The sequence below is a fragment of the Kitasatospora sp. NPDC094019 genome (assembly GCF_044764505.1).
Classification (GTDB): Bacteria; Actinomycetota; Actinomycetes; order Streptomycetales; family Streptomycetaceae; genus Kitasatospora.
Genome location: NZ_JBIWIF010000019.1, coordinates 1 through 23,412 on the forward strand (window position 1 = coordinate 1; position 23,412 = coordinate 23,412).

The window sequence follows — 23,412 nt, forward strand, 5'->3', positions numbered from 1 at the left end:
GCTACAAGCAGCGCAACACCGTCGAGCGCTGCTTCCAGAAGCTCAAGACCTGGCGCGGCCTGGCCACCAGGTACGACAAGAGCCCGGAAAGCTACGCGGCTGGCCTACACCTTCGCGGATCGATCATGTGGTTGAAGCTCCTGACCTCAACCACATGATCCCAATCCTCAACAGCACCTAGCAGGGGGAGCTGTTGACGGATTCGTCGTCGGACCTGGTCGGCCGGTTGGTCAGTGCCGTGACCGCCGGGGACACCGATACGGTGCGGACCTGCCTTGAGCAGGGGGCGGCGCCGGATACTTCGGGCTTCGACGGACTACCTCTGCTCTGCACCGCCGTGGCCAGGTTCGACCACGTCACGGCCGAGGTTCTGGTCGATGCGGGTGCCGACCAGGACCGCGAGCTTCCGGACGGCAGCACCCCCTTGCTGCGGGCGGTCGCCACCGGTTCGCCCGCGCTGGTCTCCGCGGTACTCGGAGGCGAACCTCGGCTTCGTCTGCCCGAGGCTTCCCGGAGGGAACTGCTCGACCTGGCCCGGCACTGGCACGAGGCGGGCGTGGTCGAAGAGCTGCGCCGCCGGACCGGAGTCGCGGAGCCGGTTGCCGAGCGCCAGGTCGACGATCCCGACGGTGACACGATCGACGAGTTCTCCCTCGGCGGCCACACCGTCAGGGACGGCCACGGGACCATCCTCACCCACCTCGAGTGGGCGTTCGGTGTCTTCCCGCCTCTCACCGAAGTGATGGCACGAGCCGTCCCGCACGCGAGGGACGGGGACAGCAACTGGTTCGCGGCCACCTCCTACCTGGGCCGGCGCCGAGGCCCACGCATCTGGTCCGAGCTCGTCGCGCTTCGGCAGCACCCCGATCCCGTCTGCCGCCGCTTCCTCGCGGAGGTGATGTGGCACCGGAACCTTCTCGCGACGGTGGACCGCGCACCGGACATCGCCCAGGACGCCGGCTTCCTCGCATCCTGGGCGCGGGAGGAGCGCGACGGGCAGGTCCTGGCCGCCGTCCTGCGCGCCTACAACGGGCACGAGCATCCGGAGCAGGAGGCCATCGGCCTGCGGTGCATAGGCCATCCCGATCCGGGCGTACGCAGCGAGGCCGTGTTCTGCGTGAGCCGGGAACGGACGACCCGCGGCCGCGCGGCCGCATCGGCGCTGCTCGGCCTCGTCCACGACCCCGATCCGGAGGTCCGGGCCTCCGTCGCCCAGGTGTTCGACGAGCGATTCACCTCGGACAAACGGCTGGATCCGGCGGTCCGGGGCGCCCTGCTCGTGCTGCTTGGCGACGAGACCCCTTGGGTGCGGCGCCACGCCGCAGCCGCACTCGCCGGCTACGACGACCGGAGCGTTCCCGTCCTGGACGCCTTCCTGGCGCTCCTCGGCGAGGACGACGCGGAACTGCGCCTGGAGGCGGCCTGGGCACTGGCTCTCCGCAACCACCCGCGGACCGAGGAGGCGTACGACCGGGTCGGACCCCTCGACGCGTTCTCGGAGTACGACCATCGGATCTCCGGGCTCTGGAGAATACCGCGCGAGTAGTCGGAGCCCGGAGGTATGACAGACCGCCGACCGTGCCGGTCTTCGGCACGGTCGGCGGTGCGCGCCGCCCGGTGTGCCGGACGTGAGCCGGTCCGGGACGTCGACGCGATCGCGTCCATCGACTCGCGGTGAGCGGGTCACCGCCGGCCCCGGCCCCGTCTCCGGGGTCGGGGCCGGTCCGGCAGTGACGGCTCCGTCCGCGGCGCGTCAGTCCGGGGCGGGGCCGGTGCCCGCACTGCCGAGCAGCCGGTCGACGAGGAGTTCGGGGTAGCCGGTGGCCGGCGGGTCGATGCCGAAGATCGCGCGCAGGTAGAACGGTGCGACGAGCTGGTCGAGGATCTGCTCGACGGGTGGTGGGTTCTCGCCCCGGGCCGCGGCCCGCAGGCGGATCTGTTCGATGGAGTGCATGCGGCGGCGGAAGTGCTGCGCCCGTTCGTCCTGGGCCTGGGTGCCGCTGGGCATGGAGAGGATGACGGCACGGACGAGGGCGCGGCCTTCGGGTGTGCGCACGCTGGCGGCACTGGCGCGGGCCCAGGTGAGGAGGTCGCCGCGCAGGGTGCCGGTGTCGTCGAGGGGCGAGTCGCGTTCGAGGCGGGTGGTGACCACGTCGGCCAGGAGTGCCTGGAGACTGCCCCAACGCCGGTAGAGGCTGGTGTGGTTGACGCCGGCGCGCTGTGCGACGGCGGGGATGGTGAGGTCTTCGCCCTGCGGGTCGCAGAGCAGGTCGACGACCGCCTGGTGGACGGCGGCGCGTACCTGTTCGGGGCTCTTGCGGGTGCGGGTGGTCGGTTGCTTCGAGGTCACTCCCACATCGTAAGCACAGATGTTTGCTTTATGCGTCCCGGCGGGTCTACAGTTCTCGTCGTAAGCACAGATCCGTGCTTGCGAGTGGCCGGTACGTCCGAGGAGTGTGTGTGCGATGAAGCAGCTGCTGTTCCCGAACAACATCCAGTTCTGGTACGAGACCCTGCGGTCGATGAGTCACATCGCCTACGGCGGGGCCGACTTCGGCGAGGTCGTCTCGACCGGGGAGCGCATCGTCGAGGGCGACTACGCCAGCTGGTACACCGAGTGGCTGGCCACCGCCGACCGGGTCTCGGGCGAAGCGCGCAAGGCGCTGGCGGCCGGGCACCGGGTCAGCGCCCGGGACGGCTTCCTGCGGGCGTCGAACTACTACCGGTCGGCCGAGTTCTTCCTGCACGGCAACCCCTGCGACCCGCGGCACAACGACGCCTACGAGCGCAGCGTGGAGTGCTTCCGGTCGGCGGCCGCGCTGTTCACCCCGGTCATCGAGCCGGTCGAGATCCCCTACGAGGGCACCACCCTGCCCGGCTACCTGTACCGCGTGGACGACTCCGGGACGCCGCGCCCGACGCTGATCATGCACAACGGCTTCGACGGCACCGCGGAGGAACTGCACTTCTTCGGGGCGATGGCGGGCGTGGAGCGCGGCTACACGGTGCTGGTCTTCGACGGTCCCGGCATGCCGGGTCCGCGTCACCGCGAGGGCCTGGTCTTCCGTCCCGACTGGGAGAATGTCGTCACCCCGGTCGTGGACTTCGCCGAGGCCCTCCCGGACGTCGACAACAGTCGGATCGCGCTGATGGGGATCAGCATGGGCGGCGTCCTCGCCCCCAGGGCCGCCGCGTTCGAGCACCGCCTGGCCGCCCTGGTCGCCGTCGACGGCCTCTACGACCTCGGCGAGACGTCGGTACGCAACATCCCCGGCACCCGGGAGGAGGCCGAGCGACTCCTGCGCGCGCCGTCCGCCCCCGAGCTCGACGCCGCGATGGAGCAGATCATGGACAAGGACCCGATCGCGCGCTGGGCGATCAACCACGGCATGTACGTGATGGGCGTGGACACCCCGCGCGCGTTCAACGCCTCGTACCTCGACTACACCCTCGCGGGCGGGATCGCCGAGCGGATCCAGTGCCCGACGCTTGTCTGCGACGCGGAGCAGGACATGTTCTTCAAGGGCCAGCCGGAGCAGCTCTACGACCACCTCACCTGCCCCAGGACCCTGATGCTGTTCACCGCCGAGGAAGGCGCCGGCGCGCACTGCCACCCCGGTGCCATGCGCCTGACCCAGGCCCGGATCTACGACTGGCTGGACGAAACCCTCGCCGCGGGCGAGTGAGGCGCCGGAGCCCGGCCCGGTCGGGTCCGCGCGCCCCGACAGGCGCGGGGCGGGCCCCCCCCCGGGGGGGGGGCGGGGGGCGCCCCCCGCGGGGCGGGGGGCGGGGGGCGCCCCCCCCCGGCCAAACCCCAGGGCCGGTCCCACCCCCCCCCGGGCGGCGGGGGGGGCGCGGGCGCCCCCCCCGGGGGGGCCCGGGCCCCCCCCCCGCGCGCCCCCCCCCCCGGGGGGGGGGCGGGCCCCCGCGGCGCACCGATCGAAAAGTGTGAGGGGGCCAGCCACGAATCGTTGGCCCTGCGGGTGAGCCAGCTCGCCCACGAGGCCGGGCTGACCACCGCACATACGCACACCTCGGTTGCGAACCGGTGCCGCCGGGGCATGGTCCCCGACTGGCCGGTGCCCAAGCTGTTGGGCTGGGCAATCGGCGAACGGCTCGGCCGGACCGTGCAGTTGGCGGAGATCGGTATGGCGGATGCGCAGATGAACGGCTCGTTCAGCGATGACGTGGGCCGCGAACTCTTCTCCGTGACCGCCGAACTCTCCCGCCTCGCCGGCTGGACCGCCTTCGACGTCGGCCAGCACGACGCCGCCCAGAGGCACTTCATCCAGGCACTCCGCCTCGCGCGGGCCGGCGGCGACATCGAGCTCGGCTGCTATGTGCTCACCACGATGGCGATGCAGACCCTGCTGAGGGGCTTCGCCAGCGAGGCCATCGACATGACCCAGGGCGCCTTCGAGCGCGCCAAGGCTGGGGCGGCCCCCCGGGTGCTGGCGTTCACCAAGTTGATCGAAGCCCGGGCTCATGCTCGCGACAACAACGCCAGGGCAGCTTCGGCCGCGCTGGCCGCCTCAGAGAGCCTGCTCGACCAGGTCCGCGACGGCGCCGGGGAACCGACGTGGATCGACTTCTGTCACCACGCCGGGCTCTCTGCCGACGCTGCCGAGATCTTCCGTGACCTGAAGAACCCCAAGGCAGCGCTGGCCTGGAACGCCCAGGCGGCGGCCATGCAGTCCGGGGTGTTCACTCGCCCGGTAGGCATGCGGCTGGCGATCGTCGTGACCGCTCACCTCCAGGACCGCGACCTGGACCACGGGCTCGAGCTCGGCAACCAGGCCATCGATGTGCTCGCCCGCGTTCAGTCGACCCGCGCCTTGGACTACGTCCGCGAGTTCAATGCGGCCCTCGCGCCGTGGCGCCGGGAAACGGCTGTGCGGGAGTTTCTCAACCGCACCCGGACCGAACTCGGCATGGCGGCCTGACGCAGCATCGCCAGCGCGGGTAGCAGCCCTCCTCCCGAGATCGTGTGATCCTCCTGACCTGGGAAGATGATCAGGCCCCTGTTATTGTGCGCCAATGTCAACGATCAAGCAGTTCCAAGTGACCTTCGACTGCGCGGAGCCGGTGCGCCTCGCCGCCTTCTGGTGCGAGGTGCTGGGGTACGTCCTGCCGACGGTCCCGGAGGGCTTCGCCACGTGGGAGGAGTGTTTCCGCTCGCTGCCGCCCGAGGACACGGTCTACTTCGCGTGCACCGATCCCGCGGGCGTGGCCCCGCGTCTGCTCTTCCAGCGGGTCCCCGAAGGCAAGGTCGTCAAGAACCGGGTGCATCTCGATGTGCGGGCCGGTGTCGGGCTCGTCGGTGACGAGCGCCTGGCCACGCTTGAGGCCGAATGCGCACGGCTGACGGCGCTCGGCGCGAAGCACGTGCTGACGCAGCGCGCCGACGGCGTCAACGAGTCGTGCATCACGATGCAGGACATCGAGGGCAACGAGTTCTGCCTCGCCTGATTCCTCCTCGAAGACTGCGAGGCTGGGAGCCGTTTCCCGGGGCCCTCTCAGGTCCCGCACGCGGCGGGAGTCATCCCGTGGGGGCGAGCCTGTGCGGGCGGGCAACGCCGTGTATCGCGTGGCGCACACCGTCGCCTCCCGGCCGGCAGTCGCGCGGGATCCTCCAGGTCCTCATCCGGGCGAAGGCGTGCCCGACGCGGGCGTGAACCCGTTCGTGGTCGCGGTGGTGTTCGGCCTGCCGGCCAGTCGGTCCGCCGCCTCGGGATCGGCGGTGCGGGATGACGAGGCCGGTGCCGCGGGCAGGGCAGGCCGACCACCACGACCAGGGGAGTGTCGGCGTCGACGACCACCTGGTGCTTCGTCGAGCAGCGATGGTTCCCCCCGCCTGGCAGGCTTCCCAAGTCGCGGCTCTGTCGGTGATCCTGTACGGATGCTGCTTCCCGGGACCGCCGCGCGGACCGACCTGATCGAGGTGGTCCGCATCACCGCGCGGACAGGGTCGGGCGCGGTGGTCGGCGATGTGTTGGAGATCTGGATCGAGGACCAGGTCCGGCGGGCGCTCGGTCTGGTGGCCGAACTGCCGGACGACGAGTTGCATCGCTGCTTCGTGCCCGCCTACGGCATCCGCGCCCACAGTTCCACCGACCTCCTCTTCGAGGTCGCGTTCTGCTTCCGCTGCCACGGCGCGCTGCTCCTGGAGCCCGGGGTCCCGTCCGCGGTACGACGTATCCAGGGCTTTGATCCGGACAGTGTGCCCGGGCGCGAGCTGCTCGGCCTCTTCCGAGCCTGCGCCGGGACGGTCGACGGGTAGTCGGACGGACCCGGAGGAGACCAACTTCTCGGGCACGCCGCGACGGTGAGATGACCGGAGCGGGGACGACGGCTTCCGCCGACGAGACCCCGACCCCCGGGTCCTGCGTGCCCACCTGCGCCGGCGCAACACCGACGCCCGTCGCCCCGACGTGCTGGCCGCCCAGCACCGCGCCCGCCTTCGCGGCGAGAAGGCATGCGCTGGGGAGCCCCACCTCATCACTGCCGACCTCGGCCGCCGCCGTCTCGCGGTTGCCCCGGAGCAGGACCCACCCACTGACCCGCCGTCCGGCGAAGCCCTCCAGTGGGAGTACCGGCGAGGTCCGGGCAAACCGAGGCATGGGTCGGCCCACGCTGAAACACGTTTGCGTGGTTGTCGTGCTGCGCCTGAAGCACAACTGAAGTCCGCCGGACACTCCCTGCGTTCAAGATCGTGGCCATGCGGAACGGCCCGGTGCCGTTCCTCCGTACATACCCGCCCGGCCTCGTGGCCGGCGGCGGACGAACGGGAGTCACACATGCGCACATGGATGAGCCGAAGGACGGCCGCCGTCCTCACGACGGGGGCAGCGGCGATCACGAGCCTGGTCACCGCCTTACCGGCACAGGCCGTCGTCGGGGGTACCGAGTCCACTCAGCCGTACTCGTTCATGGTCTCGGTCCAGTACGACCCTCCCCGCGCGGACGGCCACCGGTGCGGGGGCGTGCTCGTCGCTCCCGATTGGGTGATGACCGCGGGGCACTGCGCCAGCACCCCGACCGGCTCGAAGGCGGGCGTTCCCCGTGACTGGAAGGTCCGCGTCGGGTCGCTGGACGTCACCACCGGCGGCGAGGTCGCCGAGGTCGACCGGTTCTACCGGCGCATCACCAAGTACGACCCCCCGGGCGAGGACATCGCGTTGCTGCACCTGCGCACCCCGGTGCGGGCCAAGCCCGTACGGCTGGCCGGGACCACGCCCGCCGCGGGGACGCCCGCCCGCCTCCTCGGCTGGGGCCCGTCCTCGACGGGCTGCGACGACTTCGCCGACACCACGTGCTTCTCCAACAAACTGCGCGAGGTCGACACCGAGGTCACGCAGCTCCAGAAGTGCTTGGACGAGGTCGAGGGCATTCCGCCCTTGTGCATCGGCCGTGTCGATCCTCCCGCCGGGCCGGGGACGACGGACTCCGGAGGGCCCGCCCTGGTTCGCGAGGGCAACGAGTGGGTGCTGGCGGGAACGGTCGTCGGTGGCAGCAGCAAGGACTCCGACTTCCCCGGTGTGTACTCCGATGTCGCGAAGAACACCCCCTGGATCAACGGCATCGTGAACGGAACCGATGTGCCGCCGTTCGACCCGATCCCGAACGTCGAGGGCGCGGCCAAGGTGGGCAACTGCGTGGGGTCCGTGGTGCGGCCCCCCACCGCGCGCCCCAAGGACCCGGCACTGGTGCTGACCAACGGCCACTGCGTGCCGAGCGGTCGGCCCGTACCGGGCACGGCCCTGGTGGACCGGCCCGCCGATCTGAAGGACCCGGTCACCATCACCGACCCCGAGGGCTACACCCGGACCAGCGCCCGAGCGACCCGGCTGGTGTACGCGACGATGTCGGGCACCGACATCGCGCTGTACCGGCTGGACAAGACCTACGCGCAGTTGGCGGCGGAGGGCGCGAAGGTCTTCCGGTTGTCCACCACCCCGATGCGCAAGGGTGACCGCCTCACCATGGCCTACAACTTCAACCGTCCGTCGTGCACGGTGGACGCCGTGGTGCCGCACCTCCGGGAGGACGGCTACCAACAGGACCGCGCGGTGCGCTACGCCGGTTGCTCCAGCGGGCCCGGCCACTCCGGCAGCGCGCTGCTGGCGTCCGACGGGGAGACCGTCGTGGGCATCAACAACACCCACAACCGCGACGGCGAGCAGTGCACCAACAACAACCCCTGCGAGGTCGGCCGGGACGGATCCGTGACGGCGGTGCAGGGCCGTAGCTACGGCCAGCAGGTCCACCAGATCGCCGCCTGCCTCACCACGGGCTCGCGATTGAACCTGAACCGCCCGGGCTGTTCGCTGACCGGTGCCACGGCAGGACCTCGCTAGGTCTGTTGACGGTTCGGATCGTGTGGTTGGGGTCAGGGGCCTCAACCACATGATCCGAACTGCGAAGGTGCGGGTCCGCCGCGCAGCTTTCGGGTGCGAAATCGCCACCACACCTCGGGGAGGACCCTTGCGGGCGCGGGGCGAACTCCTGGAGGCGCGGCTTCTCCGACCGCTTGCCAGGCCGACCCCCAGGCGCGTGGGCAGGACGGCTCGCGGTCCGCGGGTCGTCCGCGGGTCGTCCGGGGGCACTCGCGGCAGCCGGTCCGGCCGGGCGGGCGGGCGGGCGTCGAATGCTCCGTCAGCCTCGGACGGTCCGGTCGTCGTTGGCGCTCAGGGCCATGGTCGGGCGATTCCTACCGGCCGAACAGCCTTCGCAGACCGCGGCGTTCGGGCTTGTCCTGCGGGGTGGGCGGGCCGGGGTGGGCGGTTGTGGTGGGGCCGGCTTCCGGTTCGGCCAAGAGGTCCACCACGGCGGTCAGGAAGCCGGACAGATCGGAGGCCGGGCCGGGGCCCAGGTTGAGGTGGCTGCCGTCCGCCCACTCGCCGAGCACCGTGTACGGCTCCCCGGTGAACGGGTTCAGGGCCAGCTCCAGGGTGAGGTACCGGCAGCGGTCGGCGCCGCCCGGCTGGACGACGGCGGCGTAGTACGCCTCCGCCGGTGCGGCGGGTCGGGGCAGGACGACCACCAGCAACCGGTGTCGGCCCAGAGTGATCAGGTCCGCGTTCAGGCCCTCGCTCGGCAGCCGGTCCGCTGGGGGAAGTTGCTCACCGAAGTTGTTCCAGAGGGCGACCAGCCCGGGGCCGAAGCCCTGTTCCGGTTCGCTGTCGAGCATCCGCGGCCCCAGGTCGCGGGCGAGGTCGGCGAGCACCTTGTGCGCGAAGCGGTAGTGGTGCGGCCGCGGGTCGTTGTCCACGATGTTCATGCGCGGAAGTATGCCGATCACACCGGGATCGTGAGAACCGCCTTTCCCGCGGCCCCGTCCCGGCCGGTCCGGGGCGGGCGTGTGATCGGGACGCGGCGATCAAGGGCGACCGGGAGGCGGCGACCTTCGTGGGACTGGCGGCCGACGCACTGGCCGCCCTGCCCGGTGTCGGCGCGCTCGCCAAGAGCCTGCGGGTCGGAGAGGCCCTCGCCGGGACCATCGGTACGGGCACCTGGCCCGGTCCCGGAGCGGGCGCCAGGCAGCCGGGCAGCAGCCCGGCCGTCCCGCCCGACAGCCGGGCAGCAGCCCGGCCATCCCGCCCGGCAGCTCGCCGCCGAATCGGGCGATCCGCTCAGCCGCCGGCCCGCTGTGGTCCCCGTTCGCGCTGCACACCGGTCGGCGCGGCCCGTGTCGGGCCGGGCGGCGGAGGGTACCGGTCGAGGACCGTCCCGGCCGGCACCCCTGCGGCCAGGCCCGCCGGGGTGCGGGGCCGGGCCGGATGCGGGAGCAGTCGGGGGGCGCGTCAGGCGGTGTCGGGCGCGTCGCGCAGGGCGGCCATCAGGGTGATCTGGGCACGGTCGCGGCGCTCGGCGAGTTCGGCGACCGGGGTGGTGCCGAACGCGTCCTGGGCCTGCCGGGTGAGCAGGGCGACGGTGGCCTCGTCGAAGGTCGGGCGGCCCAGGCCCGGCCAGCCGGCCTCCATCGCGGTGCCGAGGTGGGCGAGGAAGTGCGGCAGGCCGTCCGGGCCGCCGCCGAGGTGGAAGGTGCGGAACGGTCCGGCGACGGCCCAGCGCAGGCCGATGGAGTCGGTGACGACCGCGTCGAGTTCGGCCTCGGTCACCACGCCCTCGGCGACCAGGTGGACGGCCTCGCGGAAGAGGGCGGACTGCAGGCGGTTGGCGACGAAACCGGGGACCTCCTTGTGGAGGACCTGGGGCTTCTTGCCGAGCGAGGCGTAGAAGGCGCGGGCCCGTTCGACGGTCCGCGCCGAGGTGTGCTCGCCGGGGACGATCTCGACCAGCGGGACCAGGTGCGGCGGGTTGAAGGGGTGGCCGACGACGAGCCGTTCGGGGCGGTCGAGCACCTCGGCGATCGCGCTGGCGGGAATGCTGGAGGTGGAGGTGGCCAGCAGGGCGTCGGCGGGGGCGGCCTGTTCGACGGTGCGCCAGATCTGCTGCTTCACGTCGAGGCGCTCGGGACCGTTCTCCTGGACGATGTCCGCGTCGGCGACGGCGGTGGCCAGGTCGGGTTCGAAGCGCAGGCGCTCGCCGAATCCGGTGGCGGGCAGGCGGAGGGCGGCCAGGCTCGGGGCGATGGCGTCGAGCCCGGCGCGGACCAGGTCCTCGGCGTCGGGGCGGGGATCGCTGACGACTACGTCGAGTCCGTGGGCGAGGAACAGGCCCGCCCAGGAGATGCCGATGACGCCGCCGCCGATGACGGCGGCGCGGCGGCGGCCGGTCGGGGCGGGGTGGACGGTCGGGGTGGAGAGGGTGTCGGACATGGCGGTACGGCTTTCGTGGAAGGTGGTGCGGGGTTTCAGCGGGCGAGGTAGTCGTGGACGGGCTCGGCCGGATCGAGGGTCAGGTCGGTGCGGATGTGGCTCGCCGAGACGACCTCCAGCACCGGAAGGTCCGCGAGCGGGGCGAGCGCGTGGGCGAACAGCTCCAGACGGGCCGGGCCGCGGAAGGCGCTCTTCACGGTGATGTTGAGGTACTCCCGGTCGGTGAAGCGGTAGCGGGCCGGGGCGTAGGCGGGAGAGTCCAGCGGGCTGGCGAAGGCCCGGGTGACGTCGCTGGCTTTCATTGCGTCCTCCAGAGGAGATGCTCTCGGTGGCTCCGTCATCCAGTGGACTGCACCCGAGTGATATCCGTCCAATACCAATGGTCGACCATTCGATATCCTGATCCATATGGACATGTCCCGGCGCCTTCTCGAACAGTTCCTGGCCGTCGCCGAGGAACGGCACTTCGGCCGGGCCGCCGAGCGCCTCCTGATGCGCCAGCCCCCGCTCAGCCAGGCGATCCAACGCCTCGAACGCCACGTCGGCGTGCCGCTCTTCGAACGCGGACCCGGCGGGGTACGCCTCACCCCGGCCGGCGAGGTCTTCGCCACCGACGCGGCCCGCCTGCTCGGCGCCGAGACAGCGGCTCTCGACCGGGCCCGCCGCGTCGGCCACGGCTTCGCGGGCGACCTGCGCCTCGGGTACGTGAGCCTGCTCAGCCTGCGTTACCTGCCGAAGCTGCTGCGGGCGGCAGCGGACGAACTGCCCGACCTGCGCGTCCTCCTGCACCAGGACTCCTCGGCCGCGGTCGCCGAGATGGTCCGCGTCGGCGCACTCGACCTCGGCTTCATCCGTGATCCCGCACCGGTCTCGACCGAACTCACCACCGCCGTCTTCGCCCGCGAACGCCTCATGGCCGCCCTGCCGACCGGCCACCCGCTGGCCGGAGCCGACACGCTCGACCTCGCCGAGCTGAGCGCCGAACCCTTCGTCCTGCCGACCGCAACGGCCCTTCCGACACTGCTGAGCGAACTCCACCTCGCCTGCCGGGAAGCCGGATTCACCCCGCTCGTCCGCGCGTCCGCCGACGACCTCACCGGCCTCCTCGGCTACGTCGCCTCCGGCCTGTGCGTCAGCCTGCTCACCGAGGCACTGCTCGACCTGCCGCTGCCAGGCATCACCTGCGTCCCGCTCCGGGGCGACTCCCTCCACCTGGAGAGCATCGTCACCGCCGTCCACCATCCGCGGCCCGACCCCGCCGTCCGCCGGGTGCTGGACCTCGCCACCCGGCTGTACGGGCCTGTGTGACAGCCGGAGGGGTGGGTCCGGCCGGGGGGAGGGGGGACGGCGTTCCCGGGGGCCCGCCACGAGCGGATCCAGACACCACCGGATCCGCTCGTCCTCCGCGGTGACAACCCTGGGCGCGACGTTTCGGGGGGAACGTCAGGACACCAGCGCGACAATGACGTCTCCGCGCCGCGGGTGGTCCTGAAGTAGCAGACGCCGAGAGGCACTTCGGCGGGGGAGTCCGGTACCGGCGGTGGACGTGCCCGGCTGCCGCGGGCACCTACGCTCGCCCCGACGGCCCGCCGAGGAACCCCAGGGAGAGACCGTGATCCGCGCCGCCGAGTCGGCCGCCGCCGTGGCGGTGCTGGCCATGACCCTCCTCACCGCGTCGGCCGCCCCGGCACTCGCCGCCCCGCCACCGGCCGCCACCGCAGTCACCACCGTCGACCCGCTCGCCGCACTGCGCGCCCAGCAACCGCCCTGGCACCCCTGCGCGATCGGCTCGGACGACACCGACGGCGCCGCTCTCGACGCGGCCGGCGCACGCTGCACCGGGATCACCGTCCCGCTCGACTACCGCCACCCCGACGGACGCACGCTCGCCATCGCCGTCTCCCGGCTGCCCGCCACCGACCCGGCCCACCGCCTGGGCACCCTGTTCTACAACCCCGGCGGCCCCGGCGTCCCCGCCCGCGCGCTCTCCCTCGCGCTGCGTCAGGCCGCCCCCGCCCTCGGTGCCCGCTACGACATCGTCGCCATGGACCCGCGCTTCGTCGGCGCCAGCAGCCCCCTGGACTGCGGGTGGCCGGCGTCCGGCCCGGGCTCCGCCGGTCCCGACCGTCTCGGCTTCGACCGCTCCGCCGAACTCGCCAAGGACCTCGCGGCCCGCTGCGCCCCGTACCGGACGCTGCTGCCGCACGCCTCGACCCGCAACACCGCCCGGGACCTGGACCTGGTGCGCGCCGTGCTGGGCGAGGCGACGGTCGCCTACCTCGGTTCCTCCTACGGGAGTTACCTCGGCGAGGTCTATCTCCAGATGTTCCCCCACCGGGTGGGGCGGGCGGTGTTCGACGCCGCCATGGATCCGGACCGCTTCGGTCCCGACCTGACCGCCACCCAGGGGCCCGCGATGGCGGCCGCGCTCACGGCCTGGGCCGCCCGGGCGGCCGGCCACGACGACCGCCACCACCTGGGCGCGAGCACCGCCGAGGTGCTGGCCTCGGTCGAGCGGGTGCGTCTGGCCGCCGAACGCGCTCCGCTGACGGTCGGGACCCGTCGCGTCGACGCCCGGGCGCTGCCGCAGGTGCTGTGGACGGTGTCGGCGGGCGACGACGACAACACCTACGAGGAGTTCTCCGCCCTGGTGCGTGTTCTGCGCGACGCCGCCGAGGGCCGGCCGGCGGAGCCGACGCCGCTGCTGGAGGCGGTGCTGACCGGCCTGGCGTCCCCCGACACCGGAGGCTACGCCGCCGTCCAGACCGCGATCATGTGCGCGGACCGCGCCGTCCCGCGCGACCCGCTCGCCTACTACCGCGACATCCAGGCCCACCGCGCCGACGAGCCGCTGTTCGGCCCGCTGACCCGCAATCTGACCCCCTGCACCTTCTGGCCCGCCGAACCCGCCGAGGCGCCGACCCGGGTGCGCAACGCCGTCCCGGTGCTGCTGGTCGGCGCCGACGGAGACCCGGCCGCCACCTACCCCGGTCAGCTCTCCGCCCACCGGGCCCTGACCGGCTCCCGGCTCGTCACCCTGCGCGGGGCCTTCCGCCACACCGTCTACGCGGGCCTGTTCGCCCCGCGCGACACCTGCGTGGACGCGGCCGTGGACCGCTACCTCCTCGACGGCGTCCTGCCCGCCCGCGACACCGACTGCCCCTCACCCCGCCCGTAGGAAGGACCAGGGGCCGGCCCGGAACGGTCCGCCGGGGCCCACGGCGTCCCTCCTCAGGTCTTCGGGGCCGGGGCCCGCCGCACGGTGCGAGCGTCGGACCTCCCGGAACGGGCGCCGAAAGGGTCGGTTCGCGGTGGCGGGTTTGCCCCGGCGGATCCGGGTGAGAAGTGGGTGCGGTGGGCGAGAGCGCGGTCCGGACGGCGGACATCCCCTCTTCGCCGTCCGGACCGGCCCACCGCGTTCAGAGCCCGGCCGCCGTGACGACCGCACACCGGCGGCCGGGCGTCCCGCCGGCCCCGCTGCCCGGGGCCGGCGGAACGTCCGGTCAGGCGGCCGGCTGCGCCTCCTTCGCGGCGAAGCGGGCCGAGATCGCCCGGATGTGGCAGTAGTAGGCGGCCGGATCCTCGGAGTAGCGCCACGGGAGCGCGTCGACGTAGCCGTCGACGAGCCGGAACTGGGCCAGTGCCTCGGCCGGCCGGTCGGTCATGGTGTAGCACCAGGCGAGCAGGTGGCGGATCTCCGCGGCCCGGGCGTGCCCGGCCGGGGCGGCGTCCACGGCACGCCGGGCCGCGTCCACGGCCGACCGCGCGTACGGGGTGGACCAGTAGGCGCCCTCGTTGTCGTCGGGCTCGTGCTCGAAGAGCGCGACCAGGCGCATGCCCGCGAGCAGGCTGCCCTCCGGGGCGTCGGTGGCGGCGCGGTCGGCGAAGGCGTTGGCCTCCTCCTCGGAGCCGTGCCACTTGGCGGACCGGTACTGCACGGCGGCATAGTGAGCCGGGTACAGCTGCGGGTCACGGGCGGTCAGCCCGGCCCAGACCCGGTCGAACTCCGCCGGCGGGTAGTTGAGGCCGAGGGCGATCCAGAGCTCGGTGGTCCACGGCAGCGGGTCCCGCGGGGCGATCTCCTGCGCCTCGCGGGCGGCGGTCCGGGCCTCGGTGAGCAGCCGGTGGAAGCCGCCGGCCTGCTCGGGGCTGGTGTCCTCGGCGTAGGCCGCGCCGCGCAGGCGCCAGGCGAGCTTCACCAGGGCTTCGGCGTGGACGACGGCGGCGTCCGGGTCCCCGGGCCGTTCGGCCCGCCAGGCCCGGAGCCAGTCGTCCTGCTCGGCTCCCGCTTCGGCCAGTTCCTCGACGACGCGGTAGCGCCGGTCCGCGTCGGGTCCGGCCGCGGCGAGCTGTTCGGCGCAGGCGCGCCAGTCGCCGCGGTCCGCGGCGGCGCGCAGGGCGTCGAGTTCGGGGGCGGCACAGGCCCGTTCGGTGTTCTGCCGCTCCTCGGGCAGCAGGCCGTACTCGGTGACGACCCGCTCGTGCCAGGAGTCGATCTCGGCCTGCTTGCGGGCGGTGTAGCGGTTGAGCGCCCAGGTGAGGAGCTTGAGTGCGCCGACGGAGACGACGCTGACGAGGATGACGATGACGGGGACTGGCATGGTGAACCTTGTGGATCGTGGAACGTGGATTCGGGAAGGAGCCGGATCAGGGGGTGGTGACGGTCGCCGGGGCGGTGGGGAGTCCGACCTCGGTGAGCAGGGCGCGGACGGCGGTGGTGTCCGGGGTGTCGGCGCAGGCCGCGTCGAGGGCGGTGGTGAGCCGTTCGCCCAGGCCGTCGGGCAGCGGCAGCCGGGCCGGTCCGGACCAGGACAGCTCCCAGCCGGTCAGCCCGGCGTCGACCAGGGCGAGCACGGTGATTCCGGAGAGGGCGCCGCGCAGGGCCGGGCGGGCCAGTTCGCGGGCGGCCCGGCCGGTCGCCGCACGGGCCTCCGGGCTGAGGGGCAGCCGCTCGACGAGTTCGCGGGCGCGGCCGGCGTCGATCGCGTCCAGCGCGGCGCCGACGGTGGGCGCCAGGCCGAGGGCGGCCAGCGCGTCGCGCAGCGGGCGGGTGGACTCGCGGCAGTCGGCGAGCAGCGAGCGGTGCACCAGCGCCGGCCAGTCGACGCGCTCCTTGCGGGCGGCCTCGGGGACCAGGCTGACGACCTCCAGCGCGGCGAGGACCTGCTCGGCGTCGTGCAGCAGGCCGAGCGCGGGGGCGGTGCTGCCGGCGCCGCGGCCGTCGTCGGGCAGGGCCTCGACGGCGGCGACCCGGAGCTCGATCGGCGGGTGCGAGTCGTAGGGGTCGGGCTCGGTCCCGGGCAGTTCGATGGCCAGGGAGGCGAGTTCCGCGCGGCGCTCGGGGTCGGCGAGCAGGTGGGCGAGGCCGCCGTAGAACTGCCCGGCGGGCGGCAGGAGACCGGCCTCCCAGCCGAGGGTGGCGTAGTGGCCGAGGTAGAAGTCCTGGGCCGCGTCGAGGGCGGGGATCCGGCGCAGCGCGGAGGCGGTGGCGTCGCGTCCGGCGAGCCGGGCGGCGACCAGGTCGGCGGCGTACTCCTGGCGGCGGCCGACGGCCTCGGAGACCCGGAAGTAGAGCTTGCCGTACTGGGTGAAGAGCTTGGCGAGCACCCGGTCGACGCCGCCGGTGGCCTCGTCGGCGGAAGCCTTGCGGCCCTTGGCGAGCCGCTTGTCGGCCTTGGCCTGCAGCTTGGCGGCCTCCTTGGCCTGGTGGGCGTCGGCGCGCTCGTGCAGACCGCCGACGGTGCGCAGGAGGGCGGTGCGGCCGGCCAGGGTGATCCCGGCCAGGCGGACGTCCTGGTTGCTGTAGTGCCCGAACTCGTGCGCGAGGACGGCCTCCAGCTCCGCCTCGGTGAGGCCGAGCAGCAGCGGGACGCCGATCACCAGGTGCCGCTTGCCGGGCACCAGGCCGAGGAACCTGGTCTCCTCGCGGACGCCCGCGTTGACCTCCGGGACCAGTCGGATCTCGGCCGGACCGCGGATGCCGGTGCGCTCGGAGATCCGGTCGACGACGGCCCACAGCCGGGGCTGTTCCTCGCGGGTGACCGGCAGTCCGGGCAGCTCGTGGTCGTCCCGGCGATGGCGGGTGAGGAAGACGACCCGGACGACGGGGTAGGCGATGACGGCGCTGACGGCCCAGATCTTCAGCAGGGCCGGGCGCATCCCGCCGGAAGCCTGGTAGAGGCTGACGTCGAGGGCGATCAGCGCGGCGACGATGCCGAGGGCGAACAGGTAGAAGCCGGCGAGCATGGCGACGGCCGTCAGGGCCCTGACGGAGGTGCTCATGCCGGAGGAGGGCCTGCCGACGGCAGGCTGGGACGCGCCCATGCGGGTTCCTTGTCGGGGAGCGCGCCACGGGACGGTGGCGGCGGGGGACGGGTTCGGTGCTGAACGTGTGTTCGGCAGGTGAGCATGGTAGCTGCCGGGACTGACGTTCTCCCACTCGTTTCCCGTCCGTGACCTGCGCTTTCCTGACGCTGCCGGGGCTTTCGCGGCGGATGGCGGGGCGGACGGCGGGGCGGACACAGGGGCACGGGGCAAAGGCCCGGCCTCCGGCGGGTCAGGCTCCCGGGAGGACACGGCGCGTCTCGTAGGCCCACATCGCGATCTCGACCCGGTTGCGGGCGCCCAGTTTGGCCATCAGGCTGGCCAGATGCGTCTTCACCGTGCTGAGGCTGATGTGCAGCGCGTCGGCGATCTCGGTGTTGGTCAGCCCGCGGGCGACGGCGAGCAGCACCTGCTCCTCGCGGGCGGTGACGGGGGAGACCGGCTGGGCCGCGGGCCGGCCGGCGGGCAGGTCCGCGAACGTCCGGAGCAGACGGACGGTGACGCTGGGCGCGATGAGCGCCTCACCGTCGGACGCCGACCGTACGGCCTGGGCGAGAAGGTCCGGTCCGGTGTCCTTGAGGAGGAACCCGCGGGCGCCGGCCCGCAGGGAACCGTAGACGTACTCGTCGAGGTCGAACGTGGTGATGACGACCACGGCCAGCGGGTCGGCGACGCCCGGGCCGGCGATCAGCCGGGTGGCCTCCAGCCCGTCGAGCGCGGGCATGCGAATGTCGAACAGGCAGACGTCGGGGCGTAGTTCGCGGGCCAGGCGGACGGCCTCGCGTCCGTCGGCGGCCTCGCCGACCACCTCGATACCGGGCTGGGCGTTCAGCATGATCCGCAGCCCGGTGCGGATGATCGTCTGGTCGTCAGCGACGAGGACGCGAATGGGCACCGCTCCCGCTCCTCGCTCTCGGCAGTTCGGCTTCGACGTGCCAGCCCCGGTCGGTGCCCGGGCCGGCCCGTAGGGTGCCGCCGAGCAGGGTCGCGCGCTCGCGCAGCCCGGTGAGCCCGTACCCGTCGCGGCCCCGACCGGTGCGCCGGCCGTCGTCGCGCACGCTCACCCTGACGGTGTGCCTTTCCGCGGCGACCCGGACGACGAGCTCGGTCGCGTCGACCGCATGGCGCAGCGTGTTCGTCACCGACTCCTGCACGATCCGGTACACGGCCGCGTCCACCGCCGGGGGCAGCGCCTCCAGTTCGCCGTCGAGCCCCAGGTCGACCCGGAGACGACCGCCCGGGGTGCGCACCAGGCGCTCCAGGTCCGTGACTCCGGCCGGGGGCGCCAGTTCGGCGCCGACCCCGCGGTCGCGCAGCGCGGCGACCATGGCGCGCATCTCCTCCAGCGTGCGCGCCCCTTCCTCCTCGACCCCCGCCAGCGCCTCGACCGCGGCGGACGGGTCGGTGCCCGCGAGCACCCGGCCCGCCTGGGCCAGGATCACCATGGCCGACACGTGGTGGGCCACCGTGTCGTGCAGCTCCCGGGCGAGCCGCTCGCGCTCGTGGGAGCGCACCTGCTCCAACTGCCGCTCGCGCGCGGTCACCCGGAACCGCACGGCGGACCCGACCGCGCCGGGCAGCAGCAGGAAGACGAAGCCCATGACCTTCTCGACGACCGGACTCCCGTCCGTGAGGACGCACACCGCGCCGGCCACGAGGATCACCGTGCCGCCCAGCACGATCTCGCGTCCCGATCCCCACCGGGGCAGCGCGTACACCAGCACGAGCACGACCGCGCCGGTGTACAGGCCGACCGGCTCGCGCGGTGCCGCGACGAGCGAGGCCACCGGAAGCAGGACCACCGAACCGAACGCCAGCGTCACCGTCGCCAGCGGGCGGGTCCGGCGCCACAGGAGCAGCACGCACAACCAGACGGCGGCCACCACCGCCACCGGCCGCCACACCACGTCCTCGCGCAGAACGGCCTCCAGCGCCACGGCGCCGAGGCTCGCGGCGAGCAGCGCCCAGTCCCGCCGCACCCGGGCGGGAGCGTCGGGCGGCCGGGGTTCGGTCCACAGGGTTCGCAGGTCGTCTCGGAGCACGGTTACCAGCCTAGGGACCCTGGCGTGCCGCGCATCGGCCGAAAGGACGGGTCGTCACTCCGCCCCGGGGCCGACGGATCCGCGGCCGGCGGGCCGATGCCGGAGAGCGCCGCGGCGACGAACCTCGGCATCGGCGCCCGTACAAGGACGGCCGCCGAGGTGGTTGGAGGACCCGATGCTCTCGAAATCCCTGCTGCGCCTGGGTACAGGCGCCGCCCGCCGTCCCTGGCGGGTGATCGCGGCATGGCTGGTCGCCGCCGTGCTCGCGGTCCTCGCCGCGGTCGCCCTCGGTGGGCGGACCGCGGACTCGATGACCGCTCCGGGCCTGGACTCGCAGCGGGCCGCGGAACTGATCGAGCGGGCGGGCACCGGCCAGGAGGGGATGACCGCCCAGGTGGTCGTCACCCCCCTCGGCGACGGTGCGACGTTCTTCGACGACGACGGCGCGCGCACCGCTCTGACGCGGCTGCGGGCCGAGGTGGAGCGGCTGCCGCACGTGCTCGGCGCGAGCGACCCGGCAGGGGCGCTCGACGCGGGTGGGGACACCGCGGTGCGCGGCGGCCTCGTCTCGGCCGACGGGCGGACCGCGGTCGTGCGGGTGCAGTACCCCGACCAGAGCCGGCTGTCGGCCGGGGACCTCGACGCCCTCGTCGGCCTCGGTGACCGGCTGCGCGCCGAACTGCCCCTGCGCGTCGAGATGGGCGGGAACCTCTTCTACGCGTTCTCCGACCCCGACGGCGGCGTGAGCGAGCTGATCGGCCTTCTCGCCGCGGCCACGATCCTGTTCCTGGCGTTCGGTTCGCTCGTCGCCGCCGCGCTGCCGATCGGCATGGCGGTGTTCGGGCTGACCGTCGGGGTCGCCACGATGACGGTCCTGGCGGGGGTGACGGACGTGCCCGCCTTCGCACCGGTCCTGGGCAGCATGGTCGGGCTCGGGGTGGGCATCGACTACGCGCTGTTCGTACTCGCCAGGCACCGGGAGTACCTCGCGCGCGGGCTCGATCCGCGCGAGGCGGCCGGCCGGGCGGTGGCCACGGCGGGGCGGCCCGTGGTCTTCGCCGGCGGCACCGTCGTCGTGTCGATCCTCGGCATGGCGGTCGCGAACGTGCCGTTCATGACGGTGGGCGGCCTCGCCGTCTCGATCGTCGTTCTGACCATGGTGCTGGCGTCGGTGACGCTGCTGCCGGCCTTCCTCGGCGCGGCCGGCCCGCGCCTGGGCCGGGTCGGCCGGATCGCCCGGGCACTCGGGGCGGGGCGATCCGACCGGCCCGACCGCGGCCGGTCGGGCCGGTTCGGCCGGGGGCGGGACCGGGAGACCGGCGCCGCCTCCGCCGCCGGGTGGCGCCGCTGGATCGGGCACGTGTGCCGGCACCCGGTGCCGTACGCGGTCGGCGCGGCGGGGCTGCTGCTGACGGCGACGCTGCCCGTGCTCGGCCTGCGCGTCGGGCTGCCCGACGACGGTTCGCTGCCCCGGGAGCGGACCGAGCGCCGCGCGTACGACCTCGTCGCCGAGGGCTTCGGCCCGGGCACCAACGGTCCCCTCGTCATCGCCGCGGACCCCGCCGGCGATCCGGGAGTGCTGGACCGCCTCGTCGCGACGGTCACGGCCGATCCGGGCATCGCGTCCGTCGCGCCGACGCACATCGACCGGGCCACCGGCATCGCGACCCTCGTGGTGTTCCCGACCACCGGCCCGCAGGAGAAGGCCACGGCCGACACCATCGCCCGGCTGCGCGCAGGGGTGCTGCCCGCGGCGATCGGGCCCGGTCCGGCCAGGGCCCACGTCGGCGGCGCCGCGGCGAGCCTGTCCGACGTGGGCCGACGCACCAGCGAACGCCTGCCGGTGTTCGTCGCGGCCGTGCTGGCGATGTCGTTCCTGCTGCTGACGCTGGTCTTCCGCTCGGTACTCGTACCGCTCAAGGCGGTACTGCTGAACCTGCTGAGCATCGGCGCGGCCTACGGCGTCATGGTCGCGGTCTTCCAATGGGGCTGGGGAGGCGCGCTCATCGGGCTGGAAGCGACGGTCCCGATCGTGTCGTTCATCCCGATGTTCCTCTTCGCCATCCTGTTCGGCCTGTCGATGGACTACGAGGTGTTCCTCCTCTCCCGCGTGCGCGAGGAGTACCTGCGCACCGGCGACAACGGCACGGCGGTCGTGGAGGGTGTCTCGGGCACGGCCCGGACCATCACCTCGGCCGCCCTCATCATGGTGGCGGTGTTCCTGTCCTTCGCCGTCACCGACGACCCCTCCACCAAGATGTTCGGGTTCGGCCTGGCCACCGCGATCCTCGTCGACGCCACGGTCGTCCGCATGGTGTTGGTGCCGGCGACCATGACCCTCCTCGGCCGCGCCAACTGGTGGCTGCCGGGGTGGCTGGAGCGGATGCTCCCCCGAGGCCCGGTCGGCCTCGACGACGCCCTCGACTCCGAGGTGGAATCCACGGGCGCGGCCGCCCGTCCACGGCCGGCCGACCGTTGACCCGACTCCCCGTCGGCCCTCGGGCGTCCGGCACCTCGGGGCGTCACCGGCGGCGCGGCCGAAGCGCCGCCGGCAGGGGCGGGCCCGGCGAAGTGCTCGACCTTCGCGCTCGTCGGGGCCGCCCCTCGCCGACCGCCGGCCCGTGGTGCGTGAGGCCCGGGCGACTGACCCGGACGAGCCGGACGGCTTGGGAGGGCGGCCGAGGCCGAGCACAGCGGGCCGCCCGGTGCCGGTGCGGTGTCGGTGGTGACGTGATTCCCCGCCGGTTGTGGTTCGTGTCGGAGTCGTTCCCGCGTCCTCGTGGTGACGAACCTCCGGGGGACGGTCGCCAGGTCGCCCGGGTCAGATACGCACGGTGCCGTCCCCCAGGAGCGGTCGGGCGGGAGCGGTCGGCTCCGCACGGGTGAGTTCCACCCAGCGGCGCACCTCGTCGGCGTGGCTGCCGGAGGCGGTCGCCTCCGCGACAGCCGAAGCGGCCTCGGGCGTCGGCTCGCCCTTGCGGAAGAGCAGAGCGAGCGGCCAGGACGGAGTGGTGGGCTGCCCACCGTCGAACGCTTTCCAGCACCAGGGGGCGTCGAATCTCCACGCGCGCCCGGCGCGGTCGACGACCTCGTCGCCGGTCTCCAGGAACGCGAAAGGGCGGAAGAGCAGTTCGAGTCGGAAGGGCACACCGCCGACCGGGTCGATCTCGTACCCCTGCTCGTCAAGGCCGGCGTCGTAGGACTCGCCCTGCCGCAGGATGTCGAGGTAGGTCGTGGGCCGGGGCAGCCAGCCGGTCTGCATGGGCGGATCGAAGTGGTGGACCGCCAGGACGTGCACCACGGTCGAGGGGATCCCCACCAGGCACCTGTCGCCCCTCTTCAGCCTGTCCGCGGCCGGCTCGGTCCGGAAGTACTCGTTCTTCCAGTCGCGGTCCGCGGGCATCGGAAGAGCCACATCGCCGTTCCACTCGATCCCGTCCGCCACGGTGTCGATTTCCCACCACGGCCAGCGCACCGAGACGTGCGACCGGGAGACCCCAGTGACCGTGGCCTCGGTGAACGGGCACGCCAATCTCAACACGTCGCCCGGACGATGGCCCTCGGCTTCAAAGGTCTGGGTGCTCATGTGTCTCAAGGTGTCCTGGGGTCTCGGCAGCGTCAAGGGATCCCGGAAGTGCGGGATGCCGGGCGGACGGCCCGGCCGACCCTGGGCGCCCGTGACTTCCGGTCACTTCACCGGTCACTTCACCGGTCGCGGGCCGTGCGGTTTCGGCGGGTGGGGCGGCTGGTCGTCGGGGTGGTGCTCGGGCAGGAAGTCGTCGGTGAACTCCGTGCCGGTGAGGGCGGCGTCGACCCGGGCGCGGATGTAGGCACCGGTCATCGGGCAGTCCAGGGGGCTGTCGGTGCGGCAGCCGAGCATGTGCTCCAGGACGGCGGCGGCCCGGGTGAGCCTGCGGATTCGGGCCAGCATCTCCTCCCGTTGCCCGGCGATCAGGGCGTGCCGGTCCTCGACGTGCTCGCTCTCCAGGACGGCGACGGTGTCGGCGATCGGCAGCAGGCCGTCGTCGTGCCACAGCTGGGCGTACGCGAGCTGCTGCAGGGCGGCGTGGTCGTAGTGGCGCACCCGCCCGCGCCGGGCGGCGGGGCTGATCAGGCCGCGCTCCTCGTAGAAGCGCAGGGCGGGCACGGACAGGCCGAACGCCTTGGCCACCGTGCTGATCGAGTACAGCTGCTGTTCCATCGTCCGTCCCTCCGGGTGCCGGGTGCCGGGTTCCGGGTTCCGGGCTTGCGCTCAAGCGCACTTG

The 23,412-nt window shown here is 73.3% G+C and carries 18 protein-coding genes and 3 pseudogenes; 10 read left to right on the forward strand and 11 right to left on the reverse strand.

Annotated features, from left to right (window positions below; genetic code table 11):
• Positions 1 to 158 (forward strand): annotated as a pseudogene (locus ACIQ9P_RS31750) (IS5/IS1182 family transposase); the annotation flags it as partial.
• 35 nt (positions 159 to 193) lie between these two features.
• Complete coding sequence (locus ACIQ9P_RS31755) at positions 194 to 1,546, forward strand: HEAT repeat domain-containing protein (protein ID WP_402363916.1); 1,353 nt, start codon at positions 194 to 196, stop codon at positions 1,544 to 1,546.
• A gap of 207 nt (positions 1,547 to 1,753) precedes the next feature.
• Here ACIQ9P_RS31755 and ACIQ9P_RS31760 read toward each other — a convergent pair whose 3' ends face one another.
• A complete protein-coding gene (locus ACIQ9P_RS31760) occupies positions 1,754 to 2,350 on the reverse strand; it encodes a TetR/AcrR family transcriptional regulator C-terminal ligand-binding domain-containing protein (protein ID WP_402363919.1) in 597 nt (198 codons plus the stop codon).
• A 115-nt stretch (positions 2,351 to 2,465) separates the two neighbouring features.
• On the opposite strand from ACIQ9P_RS31760, the gene ACIQ9P_RS31765 reads away from it, so the two are divergent.
• The 3 genes from ACIQ9P_RS31765 (at position 2,466) to ACIQ9P_RS31775 (ending at position 5,469) form a co-directional block, all read left to right on the forward strand.
• On the forward strand, positions 2,466 to 3,686 hold the full coding sequence (locus ACIQ9P_RS31765; RefSeq protein ID WP_402363922.1) for an alpha/beta fold hydrolase: 1,221 nt from the start codon (positions 2,466 to 2,468) through the stop codon (positions 3,684 to 3,686).
• A gap of 297 nt (positions 3,687 to 3,983) precedes the next feature.
• Positions 3,984 to 4,943, forward strand: coding sequence for a sporulation protein (locus ACIQ9P_RS31770; protein WP_402363924.1), 960 nt, complete (start codon positions 3,984 to 3,986; stop codon positions 4,941 to 4,943).
• A 94-nt stretch (positions 4,944 to 5,037) separates the two neighbouring features.
• Positions 5,038 to 5,469, forward strand: coding sequence for a VOC family protein (locus ACIQ9P_RS31775; protein ID WP_402363927.1), 432 nt, complete (start codon positions 5,038 to 5,040; stop codon positions 5,467 to 5,469).
• A 70-nt stretch (positions 5,470 to 5,539) separates the two neighbouring features.
• Here ACIQ9P_RS31775 and ACIQ9P_RS31780 read toward each other — a convergent pair.
• Positions 5,540 to 5,846 (reverse strand): annotated as a pseudogene (locus tag ACIQ9P_RS31780) (IS5/IS1182 family transposase); the annotation flags it as partial.
• Between the two features lie 53 nt (positions 5,847 to 5,899).
• Here ACIQ9P_RS31780 and ACIQ9P_RS31785 point away from each other — a divergent pair.
• Positions 5,900 to 6,280 (forward strand): hypothetical protein, encoded by a 381-nt coding sequence (locus ACIQ9P_RS31785; RefSeq protein ID WP_402363930.1) that lies wholly within the window; start codon positions 5,900 to 5,902, stop codon positions 6,278 to 6,280.
• Between the two features lie 529 nt (positions 6,281 to 6,809).
• On the forward strand, positions 6,810 to 8,357 hold the full coding sequence (locus ACIQ9P_RS31790) for a trypsin-like serine protease (protein ID WP_402363933.1): 1,548 nt from the start codon (positions 6,810 to 6,812) through the stop codon (positions 8,355 to 8,357).
• Between the two features lie 353 nt (positions 8,358 to 8,710).
• On the opposite strand, the gene ACIQ9P_RS31795 is transcribed toward ACIQ9P_RS31790, so the two are convergent.
• The 3 genes and pseudogenes from ACIQ9P_RS31795 to ACIQ9P_RS31805 all read right to left on the reverse strand — a co-directional run.
• Complete coding sequence (locus ACIQ9P_RS31795) at positions 8,711 to 9,280, reverse strand: hypothetical protein (RefSeq protein WP_402363936.1); 570 nt, start codon at positions 9,278 to 9,280, stop codon at positions 8,711 to 8,713.
• Positions 9,281 to 9,803: 523 nt separating this feature from the next.
• A complete protein-coding gene (locus ACIQ9P_RS31800; protein WP_402363939.1) occupies positions 9,804 to 10,781 on the reverse strand; it encodes a 3-hydroxyacyl-CoA dehydrogenase family protein in 978 nt (325 codons plus the stop codon).
• Positions 10,782 to 10,816: 35 nt separating this feature from the next.
• Positions 10,817 to 11,017 (reverse strand): annotated as a pseudogene (locus tag ACIQ9P_RS31805) (acetoacetate decarboxylase family protein); the annotation flags it as partial.
• 172 nt (positions 11,018 to 11,189) lie between these two features.
• On the opposite strand from ACIQ9P_RS31805, the gene ACIQ9P_RS31810 reads away from it, so the two are divergent.
• Positions 11,190 to 12,089: a LysR substrate-binding domain-containing protein gene (locus ACIQ9P_RS31810; RefSeq protein WP_402363942.1), complete on the forward strand. Its 900-nt coding sequence runs from the start codon at positions 11,190 to 11,192 to the stop codon at positions 12,087 to 12,089.
• Positions 12,090 to 12,393: 304 nt separating this feature from the next.
• A complete protein-coding gene (locus ACIQ9P_RS31815) occupies positions 12,394 to 13,959 on the forward strand; it encodes an alpha/beta hydrolase (protein ID WP_402363945.1) in 1,566 nt (521 codons plus the stop codon).
• Between the two features lie 325 nt (positions 13,960 to 14,284).
• On the opposite strand, the gene ACIQ9P_RS31820 is transcribed toward ACIQ9P_RS31815, so the two are convergent.
• From ACIQ9P_RS31820 to ACIQ9P_RS31835, 4 genes are all read right to left on the reverse strand, one after another.
• Positions 14,285 to 15,382: a hypothetical protein gene (locus ACIQ9P_RS31820; RefSeq protein ID WP_402363948.1), complete on the reverse strand. Its 1,098-nt coding sequence runs from the start codon at positions 15,380 to 15,382 to the stop codon at positions 14,285 to 14,287.
• Positions 15,383 to 15,428: 46 nt separating this feature from the next.
• Positions 15,429 to 17,105 carry a M48 family metalloprotease gene (locus ACIQ9P_RS31825; protein WP_402363951.1) on the reverse strand — a complete coding sequence of 559 codons (1,677 nt, stop codon included), beginning with the start codon at positions 17,103 to 17,105 and terminating at the stop codon, positions 15,429 to 15,431.
• Positions 17,106 to 17,337: 232 nt separating this feature from the next.
• Positions 17,338 to 18,000 (reverse strand): response regulator, encoded by a 663-nt coding sequence (locus ACIQ9P_RS31830; protein WP_402363954.1) that lies wholly within the window; start codon positions 17,998 to 18,000, stop codon positions 17,338 to 17,340.
• The gene (locus ACIQ9P_RS31835) at positions 17,975 to 19,147 is read right to left on the reverse strand and encodes a sensor histidine kinase (protein WP_402363957.1); all 1,173 of its coding nucleotides are present in this window, start codon (positions 19,145 to 19,147) and stop codon (positions 17,975 to 17,977) included. Before ACIQ9P_RS31835 ends, ACIQ9P_RS31830 begins: the two co-directional genes overlap by 26 nt.
• Before the next feature lie 175 nt (positions 19,148 to 19,322).
• On the opposite strand from ACIQ9P_RS31835, the gene ACIQ9P_RS31840 reads away from it, so the two are divergent.
• Positions 19,323 to 21,626: an MMPL family transporter gene (locus ACIQ9P_RS31840; protein ID WP_402363960.1), complete on the forward strand. Its 2,304-nt coding sequence runs from the start codon at positions 19,323 to 19,325 to the stop codon at positions 21,624 to 21,626.
• Between the two features lie 342 nt (positions 21,627 to 21,968).
• Here ACIQ9P_RS31840 and ACIQ9P_RS31845 read toward each other — a convergent pair whose 3' ends face one another.
• Complete coding sequence (locus ACIQ9P_RS31845; protein WP_402363963.1) at positions 21,969 to 22,733, reverse strand: hypothetical protein; 765 nt, start codon at positions 22,731 to 22,733, stop codon at positions 21,969 to 21,971.
• Positions 22,734 to 22,847: 114 nt separating this feature from the next.
• The gene (locus ACIQ9P_RS31850) at positions 22,848 to 23,348 is read right to left on the reverse strand and encodes a MerR family transcriptional regulator (protein WP_402363966.1); all 501 of its coding nucleotides are present in this window, start codon (positions 23,346 to 23,348) and stop codon (positions 22,848 to 22,850) included.
• Positions 23,349 to 23,412 lie beyond the last annotated feature (64 nt).